At 67.7% G+C, this 12,597-nt stretch carries 17 protein-coding genes and 1 riboswitch; of the genes, 8 read left to right on the top strand and 9 right to left on the bottom strand.

Features of this window, described 5'->3' with window-relative positions; translation table 11 throughout:
- Positions 1-4 precede the first annotated feature (4 nt).
- From N7607_RS19940 to nrdR, 8 genes are all read right to left on the bottom strand, one after another.
- A complete protein-coding gene (locus tag N7607_RS19940) occupies positions 5-490 on the bottom strand; it encodes a phosphatidylglycerophosphatase A (protein WP_279867764.1) in 486 nt (161 codons plus the stop codon).
- Positions 483-1,448: a thiamine-phosphate kinase gene (thiL, locus tag N7607_RS19945; RefSeq protein ID WP_279867762.1), complete on the bottom strand. Its 966-nt coding sequence runs from the start codon at positions 1,446-1,448 to the stop codon at positions 483-485. Before thiL ends, N7607_RS19940 begins: the two co-directional genes overlap by 8 nt.
- Positions 1,449-1,452: 4 nt before the next feature.
- On the bottom strand, positions 1,453-1,932 hold the full coding sequence (gene nusB / locus N7607_RS19950; RefSeq protein WP_279867822.1) for a transcription antitermination factor NusB: 480 nt from the start codon (positions 1,930-1,932) through the stop codon (positions 1,453-1,455).
- A 2-nt stretch (positions 1,933-1,934) separates the two neighbouring features.
- Positions 1,935-2,411 (bottom strand): 6,7-dimethyl-8-ribityllumazine synthase, encoded by a 477-nt coding sequence (gene ribE, locus N7607_RS19955; protein WP_279867760.1) that lies wholly within the window; start codon positions 2,409-2,411, stop codon positions 1,935-1,937.
- A gap of 108 nt (positions 2,412-2,519) precedes the next feature.
- Positions 2,520-3,599, bottom strand: a complete 1,080-nt coding sequence (gene ribBA / locus N7607_RS19960; protein WP_279867759.1) for a bifunctional 3,4-dihydroxy-2-butanone-4-phosphate synthase/GTP cyclohydrolase II — start codon at positions 3,597-3,599, stop codon at positions 2,520-2,522.
- 11 nt (positions 3,600-3,610) lie between these two features.
- The gene (locus N7607_RS19965) at positions 3,611-4,273 is read right to left on the bottom strand and encodes a riboflavin synthase (protein ID WP_279867758.1); all 663 of its coding nucleotides are present in this window, start codon (positions 4,271-4,273) and stop codon (positions 3,611-3,613) included.
- Positions 4,274-4,392: 119 nt separating this feature from the next.
- Positions 4,393-4,537, bottom strand: a riboswitch (FMN riboswitch).
- An 87-nt stretch (positions 4,538-4,624) separates the two neighbouring features.
- Entirely contained in the window at positions 4,625-5,767 is a 1,143-nt protein-coding gene (gene ribD / locus N7607_RS19970; RefSeq protein ID WP_279867757.1) for a bifunctional diaminohydroxyphosphoribosylaminopyrimidine deaminase/5-amino-6-(5-phosphoribosylamino)uracil reductase RibD, read from the bottom strand.
- Positions 5,764-6,228, bottom strand: coding sequence for a transcriptional regulator NrdR (gene nrdR, locus N7607_RS19975; RefSeq protein ID WP_137970782.1), 465 nt, complete (start codon positions 6,226-6,228; stop codon positions 5,764-5,766). The genes ribD and nrdR overlap by 4 nt, the downstream gene beginning before the upstream one ends.
- A 135-nt stretch (positions 6,229-6,363) precedes the next feature.
- Here nrdR and N7607_RS19980 point away from each other — a divergent pair, with 135 nt between their 5' ends.
- From N7607_RS19980 to N7607_RS19995, 4 genes are all read left to right on the top strand, one after another.
- Positions 6,364-6,819: a YbaY family lipoprotein gene (locus N7607_RS19980; protein ID WP_279867755.1), complete on the top strand. Its 456-nt coding sequence runs from the start codon at positions 6,364-6,366 to the stop codon at positions 6,817-6,819.
- Complete coding sequence (locus tag N7607_RS19985; protein WP_279867754.1) at positions 6,816-7,469, top strand: 50S ribosomal protein L11 methyltransferase; 654 nt, start codon at positions 6,816-6,818, stop codon at positions 7,467-7,469. Before N7607_RS19980 ends, N7607_RS19985 begins: the two co-directional genes overlap by 4 nt.
- Before the next feature lie 121 nt (positions 7,470-7,590).
- Complete coding sequence (gene trxA / locus N7607_RS19990; RefSeq protein ID WP_279867753.1) at positions 7,591-8,463, top strand: thioredoxin; 873 nt, start codon at positions 7,591-7,593, stop codon at positions 8,461-8,463.
- Positions 8,463-8,897, top strand: a complete 435-nt coding sequence (locus N7607_RS19995; protein ID WP_279867751.1) for a thioesterase family protein — start codon at positions 8,463-8,465, stop codon at positions 8,895-8,897. Before trxA ends, N7607_RS19995 begins: the two co-directional genes overlap by 1 nt.
- On the opposite strand, the gene N7607_RS20000 is transcribed toward N7607_RS19995, so the two are convergent.
- The gene (locus tag N7607_RS20000; protein WP_279867750.1) at positions 8,898-9,239 is read right to left on the bottom strand and encodes a hypothetical protein; all 342 of its coding nucleotides are present in this window, start codon (positions 9,237-9,239) and stop codon (positions 8,898-8,900) included.
- A 113-nt stretch (positions 9,240-9,352) separates the two neighbouring features.
- Between N7607_RS20000 and N7607_RS20005 the strand changes: the two genes are divergently transcribed.
- The 4 genes from N7607_RS20005 (at position 9,353) to N7607_RS20020 (ending at position 12,510) form a co-directional block, all read left to right on the top strand.
- Positions 9,353-9,937: a DUF2796 domain-containing protein gene (locus N7607_RS20005; RefSeq protein WP_279867749.1), complete on the top strand. Its 585-nt coding sequence runs from the start codon at positions 9,353-9,355 to the stop codon at positions 9,935-9,937.
- Between the two features lie 80 nt (positions 9,938-10,017).
- A complete protein-coding gene (locus N7607_RS20010; protein WP_279867748.1) occupies positions 10,018-10,725 on the top strand; it encodes an ABC transporter ATP-binding protein in 708 nt (235 codons plus the stop codon).
- A 1-nt stretch (position 10,726) separates the two neighbouring features.
- Positions 10,727-11,989 (top strand): ABC transporter permease, encoded by a 1,263-nt coding sequence (locus N7607_RS20015; RefSeq protein ID WP_279867747.1) that lies wholly within the window; start codon positions 10,727-10,729, stop codon positions 11,987-11,989.
- A gap of 8 nt (positions 11,990-11,997) precedes the next feature.
- On the top strand, positions 11,998-12,510 hold the full coding sequence (locus N7607_RS20020) for a DUF3299 domain-containing protein (protein ID WP_279867745.1): 513 nt from the start codon (positions 11,998-12,000) through the stop codon (positions 12,508-12,510).
- Positions 12,511-12,597 lie beyond the last annotated feature (87 nt).

Below are 12,597 nucleotides of genomic sequence, written 5' to 3' on the forward strand. Positions count from 1 at the left end.
CGAATCAGGCCAGGCCCCAGACCAGCACCTGCATCGCCAGCCAGGCGAATACGCCGGCCAGCACGTCGTCCAGCATGATGCCGATGCCACCGTGCACATGGCGGTCGATCCAGCGGATCGGCCAGGGCTTGAGGATGTCGAATACGCGGAACACTACAAAGCCTAGCAGCAACCACTGCCAACCCTCGGGCACCAGCCACAGGGTGAGCCACATGCCGACCATCTCGTCCCAGACGATGCCTTCGTGGTCATGCACGCCCATGTCCTCGGCCACCCGGCCGCACAGCCAGAAGCCGAACAGCATGGTCACGCCGAGCATCAGCCAGTAGCCCCAGTCCGGCAGCATCTGCCACAGCGGGATGAAGGGGATGGCCACCATCGAGCCCCAGGTCCCCGGCGCCTTGGGCATGAGGCCGGAGCCGAAACCGAAGGCGAGAAAATGCCAGGGATTGCGCCACACCCGCGGCGCCACTTTCACCAGTTCAGTCACCGCTACTCCCGAAATGCTGATAACCCGCCCGTGGCGGTTCGATGGGACGGCCCTGGCCGTCGATTAGCCGCACGCCCTGCCCCGCCAGCGCCCGGCCGATCACCACGGCCTCCGGCCATTGGGCCTGCAGCGCGGGCAGGAGTTCAGGCGGCAGGGTAAAGGCCAGACGGTAGTCGTCGCCACCGCTCAGTGCACAGTCCAGCGCCGCAGTGCCGGCCAGAGCACGCAGGGCCGGCGACAGCGGCAGGCTGCCCTGTTCGATCTGCAGGGCCAGGCTGGATGCCGCGGCGACATGGCCGCAGTCGGCCAGCAGACCATCGGAGATATCCAGAGCCGCCGTGGCCGTGCCGCGCAGCCATTGGCCGAGAGCCAACTGCGGCTGCGGCGACCAGTAGCGCGCCAGCAGATAATCGGCCGCCTCGCCCTGCGCCACCTGGCGGCCCAGCACCAGCGGCAGCGCGCCGGCACCATCGCCCAGGCTGCCGCCGACGCAGAGCAGATCGCCGGGACGTGCGCCGCTGCGGGTCAGCGCCTGGCCGGTCGGCACCTGGCCGAACACGGTCAGGGTCAGGCACAGCGGGCCGCGCGTGGTATCGCCACCGACCAGGGCCAGACCACAGGACTCGGCCATCTGCGACAGGCCACGGGCGAAACGCTCCAGCCAGGCCGGATCGGCCTGCGGCAGGGTCATGCCGAGGGTAAAACCGAGAGGCGCGGCGCCCATGGCCGCCAGATCACTGACCGCCACGGCCAACGCACGCTGGCCGAGCAACAAGGGATCGCAGGGATCGGGGAAATGCACACCAGCCACCAGGGTGTCGGTGGACACGGCCAGTTGCTGGCCGGGGGCTGGCTGCAGCAGGGCGCAGTCGTCGCCGATGCCCAGTGCCACGCCTTCGGCCGCCTGCGCACAAGGCGCGGCGGCGAAATAGCGGCGGATCAGCTCGAACTCGCCCAAAGCCTCAACGCTTGTTGGCTTTGACTTCGGCGGCGCGCAGTACCGGCGCCAGCTTGTCCAGCACGCCGTTGACGAACTTGTGCCCGTCGGTGGCGCCGAAGGTCTTGGCCAGCTCGATGCCCTCGTTGATCACGACTTTGTAGGGCACGTCGACGCGGCTGGTTAGCTCCCAGGCGGACAGGCGCAGGATGGCCAGTTCGACCGGGTCCAGCTCTTCCAGGGGGATATCCAGGAAGGTGGCGAAGGACTGGTCCAGCTCGGTCTTCTGCCGCGCCACGCCGAGGAGGATCTCGTGGAAGTAGGCGCCATCGACGCCGCTGAAGTCGTTATCGACGCGGAACTGCGCTTCGATCTCGTTCAGCGACTGACCGGCCATGTGCCACTGATACAGCGCCTGCATGGCCAGGCTGCGGGCCACGCGGCGTTGCGCGATCTTGCCCTTGGCCTTGGGCTGCGGAGCGTCCTGGCTGTCGTCGTGGTTCAGGCTCACTTGGCCTCCAGCTGCGCCAGCAGACTTACCATTTCCAGAGCGGACAGGGCAGCTTCGGCGCCCTTGTTGCCGGCCTTGGTGCCGGAGCGCTCGATGGCCTGTTCGATGGAGTCGACGGTCAGCACGCCGAAGGAAACCGGTACGCCGTATTCCATGGAGACCTGGGCCAGGCCCTTGGTGCACTCGCCGGCGACGTATTCGAAGTGCGGGGTACCGCCACGGATCACCGCGCCGAGGGCGATGATGGCGGCGAACTCGCCGCGCTGGGCGACTTTCTGGGTGACCAGCGGAATCTCGAAGGCACCCGGCGCGCGGATGATGGTGATGTCGCTTTCCTTCACGCCGTGGCGGACCAGGGCGTCGACGGCGCCGCTGACCAGGCTCTCGACGACGAAGCTGTTGAAGCGGCCAACCACCAGGGCGAATTTGCCTTGCGGGGCGATGAAGGTACCTTCGATGGTCTTCAGGGTCATGGGCGAGTCTCAGTCTGTATAAAGAGCCGGGGCGCCGATGGGCGTCCCGTGGGTATCAATGTAGAACGAAAAGCCGGGCCGGGCGCAGGCTGCGCTCGGCCGGGGTCATCATTCAGCGGGCAGGTATTCTACAACTTCCAGGTCAAAGCCGGATATGGCGTTGAACTTCATCGGCGAGCTCATCAGGCGCATCTTGCGCACGCCCAGATCGCGCAGGATCTGCGAGCCGGCGCCAACGGTACTGTAGGTGGCCGGGCTCGGCGCCGGCTGCTTGCCCAGGTGGGCCAGCAGTTCCGGACCGGTGAGCGGATTACCCAGCAGCAGCACCACTCCGCTGCCGGCCTTGGCCACTTCGGCCATGGCCGCGCGCAGGCTCCAGCGCCCCGGTTGCTTGACCAGGAACAGGTCGCGCAGCGGCTCCATGTTGTGCACACGGACCAGGGTCGGCTCCTCGGCGCACACCTTGCCCAGGGTCAGGGCCATGTGCGCGGTGTTCTCCACGCCGTCGCGGTAGGTGACCAGGGTGAACTGGCCCAGCTCGGTATCCAGCGGCTGCTCGCTGACGCGCTCGACGGTGCGCTCGTGGATCAGGCGGTAGTGGATCAGGTCGGCGATGGTGCCGATCTTGAGGTTGTGCTCGGCGGCAAACTGCTCCAGCTCCGGGCGGCGGGCCATGGTGCCGTCGTCGTTCATGATCTCGCAGATCACGCCGCTCGGCTCGAAACCCGCCATGCGCGCCAGGTCGCAGGCTGCCTCGGTGTGGCCGGCACGGGCCAGTACGCCGCCGGGCTGGGCCATCAGCGGGAAGATATGGCCGGGGCTGACGATATCGTCGGCCACTGCGTTGCGCGCCACGGCCGCCTGCACGGTGCGCGCGCGGTCGGCGGCGGAGATGCCGGTGGTGACGCCCTCGGCCGCTTCGATGGAGACGGTGAACTTGGTACCGAAGCCGGAGCCGTTGCGCGGTGCCATCAGCGGCAGGTTGAGCGTCTCGCAGCGCTCACGGGTCATCGGCATGCAGATCAGACCGCGGGCGAAGCGGGCCATGAAGTTGATATGCTCGGCCTGCACGCAGTCCGAAGCGATGATGATGTCGCCCTCGTTCTCGCGGTCCTCGTCATCCATGAGGATGACCATCTTGCCGGCGCGGATGTCTTCGATCAGTTCTTCAGCGGTATTCAGAGCCATCTGGCCGTTCCTCAATTCTTCAGGTAGCCGTGTTCGGCCAGGAAACCTTCGGTGATGCCGCTGGCGGTGGGCTCGGCGGCCTTGTCACCGAGCAGCAGGCGCTCCAGGTAGCGGGCCAGCAGATCCACCTCCAGGTTGACCCGGCGACCGGACTGGTAGTCGGCCATGATGGTCTCGACCAGGGTGTGCGGCACGATGGTCAGCTCGAACTCGGCGCCATTCACGGCGTTAACCGTCAGGCTGGTGCCGTCGACGGTGATCGAGCCCTTCAGGGCGATGTACTTGGCCAGCTCGCGCGGTGCGCGCACGGTGAATTGGATGGCTCGGGCATTGTCCTCGCGCTTGACGATCTCACCGACGCCGTCGACATGGCCGCTGACCAGGTGCCCGCCGAGGCGAGTGGTCGGGGTCAGGGCCTTCTCCAGGTTGACCCGGCTGCCAATCTTCAGGTCGATAAAGGCGCTACAGGCCAGGGTCTCGCGGCTGACGTCGGCCCAGAAGCCGTCGCCCGGCAGCTCGACCACGGTCAGGCACACGCCGTTGACCGCGATGCTGTCGCCCAGCTTGACGTCGCCCAGGTCAAGCTTGCCGGTCTGCACGTACACGCGTACGTCGCCGCCCTTGGGGCTGAGGGCACGGATGGTGCCGATGGATTCGATTATGCCGGTGAACATGCGTCCTCCCGGTGGGTGTTGCAATGCAGCATGGATGAACTCCTGTTTTGGTCAAAAACAGGGCAATGCCGATCGATAGGGATTTTCGCGGGCGCAGCGGACGGCGCCCTGGAAGGGAATCCCGCTCTCTCTTTATCCGGACTATACCGTCGGCCCCGGAATCGCACCGGGTCTGCTGTCCCTTTCGCTGGAAAGGCGCTCGCGGGCTAGACAGTGACTGTCATTACCGCCGGTGGGGAATCACACCCCGCCCTGAGAACGTTGCAGCCAGAAAGTGGCTGCGGCTGGCTTTTTACCACAAAAGCCCGGCGAGCTGTAGGCGCGGGCTCTGCTCGCGAAGCTTTTGCCCGGTCAGGATTCGCGAGCAGGGCTCGCTCCCAGGGGTTGCCTGGGCACGGCGATGATCCGCCAATCGCTGCCGATGGCGCGCATCTCGCGGATCTCCAGCTCCTGCGCCTCGGCCATGCGCGCCAGCGGCCAGTCCAGCAACGGACGGGCGCTGGAGCCGAGGAACTTGGGCGCGACGAACAGTTGGTACTCGTCGACCAGCCCGGCGCGGGCGAAAGCGCCGGCCAGCTTCGGCCCGGCCTCCACCAGCACCTCATTGGCGCCACGGCCGGCCAGCTCCATCAGCAACTTGCGCAGGTCGACATGGCCATTGCTGCCGGGCATAGCGAGCAGCTCGTGGCCGTCCTCGAGGAAACGATCACGGGCGGCAGCCGCCGCGCAGGTGGCGACCAGCGCCGGGCCTGCCTGGAAAAAGGGCGCGGCGAGCGGTACGCGCAAGCGGCCGTCAACCAGCACGCGCAGCGGCGGACGGTCAATGGCCAGCGCGGTCAGCTCGGCATTCAGGCCCAGTTCCTCGGCACGCACGGTCAGGCGCGCCTGGTCGGTGAGCACGGTATCGGCGCCGGTGACTATCACGCTGGCCCGCGCGCGCAGGCGCTGCACCGCGGCGCGCGCCTCGGGGCCGGTGATCCACTGACTCTCGCCGTTGGCCATGGCGGTGCGGCCGTCCAGGCTCATGGCCAGCTTGACCCGCACGAACGGCAGGCCCTGCTCCATGCGCTTGATAAAGCCGGCATTCAAGGCTCTGGCCTCGGCCTCCAGCACACCGCTGTGCACGGCGATGCCGGCGTGCATCAGGCGCAGCAGGCCCTTGCCGGATACCTCGGGGTTGGGGTCCTGCATGGCCGCCACCACCCGCGTCACGCCGGCGGCCACTAGGGCATCGGCGCAGGGCGGCGTGCGGCCATGATGGCTGCAGGGCTCCAGGGTCACATAGGCGGTGGCGCCACGGGCCAGCGCGCCGGCCTGGCGCAGCGCGTGCACCTCGGCATGGGGCTCGCCGGCCTTGGCGTGCCAGCCCTCACCGACCACTTTGCCGTCGCGGACGATGACGCAGCCGACGCGCGGATTGGGATGGGTGGAGTACAGCCCCTTGCGCGCCAGCTCCAGCGCACGGGCCATGTGTTGCTGGTCGGCCGCGCTCATTCCTTGGACGGCTCGCGGGCCAGGCGCTCGATCTCCTCGCGGAACTCGTTGAGGTCCTGGAAGCGCCGGTAGACCGAGGCGAAACGGATATAGGCGACTTCGTCGAGCTTCTGCAGTTCGGTCATCACCAGTTCGCCAAGCACCCGCGACTTGATCTCGCGCTCGCCGGTGGCGCGCAGCTTGTGCTTGATGTGGGCGATGGCCTCTTCCAGGCGCTCGACGCTGACTGGACGCTTCTCCAGCGCGCGCTGCATGCCGGCGCGCAGCTTCTCTTCGTCGAACGGCTGGCGGCTGCCGTCGGACTTGATCAGGCGCGGCATCACCAGTTCGGCGGTCTCGAAGGTGGTGAAGCGTTCGCCGCAGGCCAGGCACTCGCGGCGCCGGCGCACCTGTTCGCCCTCGGCGACCAGGCGGGAATCGATGACCTTGGTGTCGTTGGCGGAACAGAACGGACAATGCATGGAAGATGAGGCCCTACGAAACGGTGGCTCATGGTAGCGCATGCCCCCGACAAGACAAGCCGCCGCCGTTGCGGTATACAGGCGCCCGATTTTTGCGCTATTCCAGCTAGATACGCCGCCGCATCGGATGCCGCCATGTTGCAACGCCCCGCCCTCGCCTGCCTGACCCTGCTGCTGGCCGCCTGCGCCAGCGAGCCGCCCAAGCCCGTCGCCCCGGCCGCACCGCCCCGTCCAGCGCCTGTCGCCAAGCCAGTCGCCCCGCAGGAGCAGGCCCTGCCCGCCCATATGCGCGAGCTGCGCGGCAGCCTGCTGACGCCGCCGCCCGGCAGCGAAGTGGAGATGGCCCTGCTGGTGGTGGACGAGCGCGACCGCCCGCAACAGCTGCTGGGCAGCCTCAAGCTGGCCGGCGATGGCCAGGCCCTGGCCTTCCGCCTGCCGTTCAACCCCGAGTATTTCCCGAGCGGTGCACGGGTCGAGCTGCGCGCACGCATCAGCCAGTCAGGCCGGCTGATCCTGCGCCTGCCGCCACAACGGGTGACCCAGGCGGTCAGCCGCGACTTCGGCGCCCTGTCGCTGGTCAGCGCGCCATGAAGTCCCCCGAAGCCCTGCAGAACGCCTTGCAACAGCTGCTCGGCGACGCCCGCCTGAGCGCAGAAACCCTGCCCGGCACAGATATCCGCCTGTGGCTGGTCGACCCGAGCAACATGGACCGCAGCTTCAGCCCGGAGGAGTCCCGGCGCATCCTCGAGGAGCCGCCCTACTGGAGCTTCTGTTGGGCCAGCGGCCTGGCCCTGGCGCGCTGGCTGGCGGAACAGCCGGAGTGGGTGTGCGGCAAGCGCGTGCTGGACTTCGGCGCCGGCTCCGGCGTGGCGGCCATCGCCGCGGCCAAGGCCGGCGCAGCGGAAGTGGTGGCCTGTGACCTCGACCCGCTGGCCATCGAGTCGTGCCGGGCCAATGCCGAGCTGAACGGGGTGGAGTTGAGCTACTCGCTGGATTTCTTCGCCGAAAAGGATCGTTTCGATCTGATCATCGTCGCCGACGTGCTCTACGACCGCGCCAACCTGCCGCTGCTCGACGCCTTTCTCAGTCGCGGCAAGGAGGCCCTGGTGGCCGATTCGCGAGTCAAGGACTTCCAGCATCCGCTCTACCAGCGTCTTGGCCTGCTCGATGCTTGCACTTGGCCAGACCTGGCCGAGCCGGCGGAGTTCCGCAGCGTCAGCCTGTATCACGCCAAGCGTTGATCTCCCGTAGCCCGGATGCAATCCGGGAGACAGGCGACCCGGATTGCATCCGGGCTACTTGTATCCGCGGCGACCCGCCCGCATTTATAGTTCCAGCCTTTCGCCCTTCCGAGATTCTTCCATGAGCGATACCCCCTACATCTTCGACGTATCCGGCGCCGCCAACTTCGAGCAGCTGGTGATCGAGAACTCCTTCCACAAGCCGGTGCTGGTGGACTTCTGGGCAGAGTGGTGCGCGCCGTGCAAGGCGCTGATGCCGATGCTGGCGAAGATCGCCGAGGAATACCGCGGCGAGCTGCTGCTGGCCAAGGTCGACTGCGACGCGGAGCAGGACATAGTCGCGCGCTTCGGCATCCGCAGCCTGCCCACCGTGGTGCTGTTCAAGAACGGCCAGCCGGTGGATGGCTTCGCCGGTGCCCAGCCGGAATCGGCCGTGCGCGAGATGCTCAAGCCGCATGTGGCCGAGCCGGCGCCGCTCGCCGCCGACCCCATGGAAACGGCCCAGGCGCTGTTCGCCGAGGGGCGCATCGGTGACGCGGAGAACCTGCTCAAGCAGATCCTCGGCGAGAACAACGAGAACGGCGCCGCGCTGATCCTCTATGCCCGTTGCCTGGCTGAACGTGGCGAACTGGGCGAGGCGGAAACCGTGCTCGGCGCGGTCAAGGGCGACGAACACAAGCAGGCCCTGGCCGGTGCTAAGGCGCAGCTGACCTTCCTGCGTCAGGCCGCCAGCCTGCCGGACGCCGCCGAACTGAAGAGCCGCCTGGCACAGCATCCGGACGATGACGAGGCGAGCTACCAGCTGGCCGTGCAGCAGCTGGCGCGCCAGCAGTACGAGGCGGCGCTGGACGGTCTGCTCAAGCTGTTCGTGCGCAACCGCAGCTACCAGGAAGGCCTACCGCACAAGACCCTGCTGCAGGTGTTCGACCTGCTCGGCGGCGACCATCCGCTGGTGACCCTGTACCGCCGCAAGCTGTACCAGGCGATCTACTGATGGCGCCCTTCCGCCTGCTGCTGCGGGTGCGCTACGGCGAGTGCGATGCCCAGCAGGTGGTGTTCAACGCTCGCTATGGCGACTACGTGGACGTGGCGGCCACCGAGTTCTACCGCGCCGTGTTCGGCAGCTACCAGAATCTGCTGGAGCAGAACCTGGACAGCCAGGTAGTGCGCATGGCGATCGACTGGAGCGCGCCGGCGCGTTTCGACGATGTACTTCAGTTGGAGGTGCGCACCCTGCGCCTGGGCAACAGCTCGTTCGCCCTGGAAGTGGACATCCGCCGCAAGGCCGACCAGGCCGCCATCGCCCGCGCCGAAGTCACCTACGTGATGGTGGATGCCCAGGCCTTCACCAAGGCGGCGATTCCCGACGCCATCCGCGCCCAGCTGGAACGTGGCGCGCCGGACGTGACGGTCAATCAGGCCGGCTGATCAGCCGATCCAGCGATACAGCGGCGCTTCGGCGCCGCTTTCTATTTGTACCTGCGGACAATGACGCAGGCGCACCAGCAGGCGCTTGCCGGCGGCATCGCCACCGGCAAGGGCGGACAGCTCGCCGAGCAGCTGCGGACCTTCCATGCTGCCGGCGCGCTGCAGCAGTTCCTGCGCCAGTGGCCACAGGCCATCCGCCGGGTTGCCGGCTGACGCAGTTCGCGGCGCGGCAGGTGGAGCCTCCATCGGCAGATGCGCAGCCAGTTGCGCCCAATCCTCGGCATCCATCTCCACCGTCAGGTCCACCGGCCAGTCGCCGACCCGCCCCTTGATTCGCAGCATCTCGCCCACTCCAGAACATCAGGCCTCCATGCTGCCATGCATGCCGAGGCTGGCCAATTGCATCGATTAAGTGTTACAACATAACCTAACAATTGATCGCCGGAGTTTGCCCCATGCGCCGCACCCTGCTCGCCCTGCCCTTCGCCCTGCTGCCGCTGTCCATCGCCCAGGCCGACAGCCATGAACATGTGCACGACCACGATCATGCCCATGAAGAACATGGCAGCCTCGGCGTGCATGAGCACGGCGTGGCCAGCCTCAATGTGGCGCTGGACGGCCAGACCCTGGAGATCCAGCTGGAGAGCCCAGCGATGAACTTGGTCGGCTTCGAGCACGAGGCCAAGAGCGATGCCGACAAGGCCAAGGTCGCCACCGCCCGCAAGCACCTGAAGCAGCCGCAGGCACTGTTCGCGCTGCCGATCGAGGCCAAGTGCGCGCTGCAGAAAAGCGAGCTGGACAGCCCGCTGTTTGGCGGCCGCGAACATGAGGAACAGGAGCATGCCGACGAGCACGGCCACAGCGATATCGACGCCAGCTACCGCTTCGCCTGCGCCAACGCCGAGGCACTGCAGACCCTGGAGCTGGGCAGCTTCTTCGGCACCTTTCCCGGCACCGAGAAACTGGAAGTGCAACTGATCGGCCCGAGCGGCCAACAGGGCGCCGAGCTGACGCCGAAGAGCTCGCGCCTGAGCTTCTGACACATCGCGGCGCACCTGCCGGGTGCGCCGTCCTTCTTATTGCCTTTAAGCTGTCGTCCTCTCCGACGCGCGAATCGCCCATGCCCGACGCACTGATCGAACTCAACGACCTCGGCTTCGCCTGGCCCGGCCAGGCCGAGCTGCTGGATATCCCCGCCTTCACCCTGCAACGTGGTGAGAGCCTGTTCCTCAAGGGCCCCAGCGGCAGCGGCAAGACTACCCTGCTCGGCCTGCTCGGTGGCGTGCAGAAGCCCGGCCGCGGCAGCCTCAAGTTGCTCGGCCAGGAGCTGGCGACGCTGTCCTCCGGCGCCCGCGATCGCTTCCGCGTCGACCACACCGGCTACATCTTCCAGCAGTTCAACCTGCTACCGTTCCTCTCGGTGCGCGAGAACGTCGAGCTGCCCTGCCGCTTCTCCCAGAGCCGCGCGCATCGGGCCGCGGAGCGCCACGGCAGCGTCGACGGTGCCGCCGCGCAGCTGCTCGAACACCTGGGACTCAAGGCCGAGTTGCTGGAGCGCCGCGCCGACAGCCTGTCCATCGGCCAGCAGCAACGGGTCGCCGCCGCCCGTGCGCTGATCGGCCAGCCAGAACTGGTGATCGCCGATGAGCCCACTTCGGCGCTGGACCATGACGCCCGCGAGGCCTTCCTGCAGTTGCTGTTCGCCGAGTGCCGCGCGGCCGGCGCCAGCCTGCTGTTCGTCAGCCACGACCAGAGCCTGGCGCCGCTGTTCGACCGCAGCGTCTCGCTGGCCGAGCTGAACCGCGCCAGCAAGCCGGTGGAGGTCTGACATGCACCTACTGCGCATCGCTCTGGCCAGCCTGGCCAACCGCCGCTTCACCGCGCTGCTCACGGTGTTCGCCATCGCCCTCTCGGTGTGCCTGCTGCTGGCCGTCGAGCGCGTGCGCACCGAGGCCCGCGCCAGCTTCGCCAGCACCATCAGCGGCACCGACCTGATCGTCGGCGCCCGTTCCGGCTCGGTGAACCTGCTGCTGTACTCGGTGTTCCGCATCGGCAACGCCACCAACAATATCCGCTGGGACAGCTTCGAGACCCTGGCCAAACACCCGCAGGTGAAGTGGGCCATCCCGCTGTCGCTGGGCGACTCGCACCGCGGCTACCGGGTGCTGGGTACCGCCCCCGGCTACTTCGAGCACTATCGCTACGGCCGCGCCCAGCCGCTGCAGCTGGCCCAGGGCAAGCCGTTCGCCGACCTGTTCGAGGTGGTGCTCGGCGCCGAAGTGGCCGAGGCGCTGAAGTACAAGCTGGGCGACCAGATCGTCCTGGCCCACGGCGTCGCCACCGTCAGCCTGACCCAGCACGACGACAAGCCCTTCACCGTGGTCGGCATTCTCGCCCGCACCGGCACACCGGTGGACCGCACCCTGCACATCTCGCTGGAGGGCATGGAGGCGCTGCACGTCGACTGGCAGAACGGCATGCCGGCCCGCGGCAACGCCAAGGTCTCCGCCGAGCAGGCGCGCGGCATGCACCTGCAGCCCAAGGCGATCACCGCCGTGCTGTTGGGGCTGAAGAGCAAGGTCGCCACCTTCGCCGTGCAGCGTCAGGTCAACGAATTCCGTGGCGAACCGCTGCTGGCGATCCTCCCCGGCGTGGCCCTGCAGGAGCTGTGGAGCCTGATGGGCACGGCGGAGAAGGCGCTGTTCGTGGTCTCGCTGTTCGTCGTGCTGACCGGCCTGATCGGCATGCTCACCGCCATCCTCACCAGCCTCAACGAACGCCGCCGCGAGATGGCCATCCTGCGTTCGGTGGGCGCGCGGCCCTGGCATATCGCCGGGCTGCTGGTGCTGGAGGCCCTGGTGCTGGCCGTGGCCGGCGCCGCGCTGGGCCTGGGCCTGCTGTATGGCGGCATCGCCGCCAGCCAGGGTTGGGTGCAGGCGCAATACGGCCTGTACCTGCCGCTGGCGCTGCCCAGCGCCTATGAGTGGAGCCTGCTCGGCGCTATTCTGGGCGCCGCCCTGCTGATGGGCGCCGTGCCGGCCTGGCGCGCCTACCGGCAGTCGCTGGCCGACGGCCTGTCCATTCGTCTATGAGGTTGCCCATGCGTCATCTGTTGTTCGCCCTGCTGCTCGCCGTCGCCACTCCGTTGTGGGCAGCAGAGCCCCGCGAGCTGACCTGGAGCGAGCTGATTCCGGAAGACGCACCGCCACAGGCGCCACAGCAGGCGCCGATGCACGACCTGTCGCAGCTGGCCGATGCCCTGGCCGCCGAGAGCGGCCCGGCGGCCCAGCAATCGGCGCCGGACGCACCGGTGGTGCAGGCGCTGGACAACCAGCAGGTCAAGCTGCCCGGCTACATCGTGCCGCTGGACGTGACCGAAGAAGGCCGGGTGACGGAGTTCCTCTTCGTGCCCTATTTCGGCGCCTGCATCCACGTGCCGCCACCGCCATCCAACCAGATCGTGCATGTCACCAGCGAGCTGGGCGTGCAGATGGACGCCCTGTACCAGCCCTTCTGGATCGAGGGGCCGCTCAAGGTCGAGGCCACCGACAGCGAGATGGGCAGCGCCGGCTACAAGATGACCGCGGAGAAGATCTACGCCTACGAGATGTAGTGCGACAGGCCGTCGCACCCCGAGGTGCGCGGCCATTGAGCCAGATCAACAAGCGCCCGCGCGGGCTCCGTAGCATGACAGTCAGCC

Origin of the sequence: Pseudomonas sp. GD04019 (assembly GCF_029837695.1) — a bacterium.
Lineage (GTDB): Bacteria > Pseudomonadota > Gammaproteobacteria > Pseudomonadales > Pseudomonadaceae > Aquipseudomonas.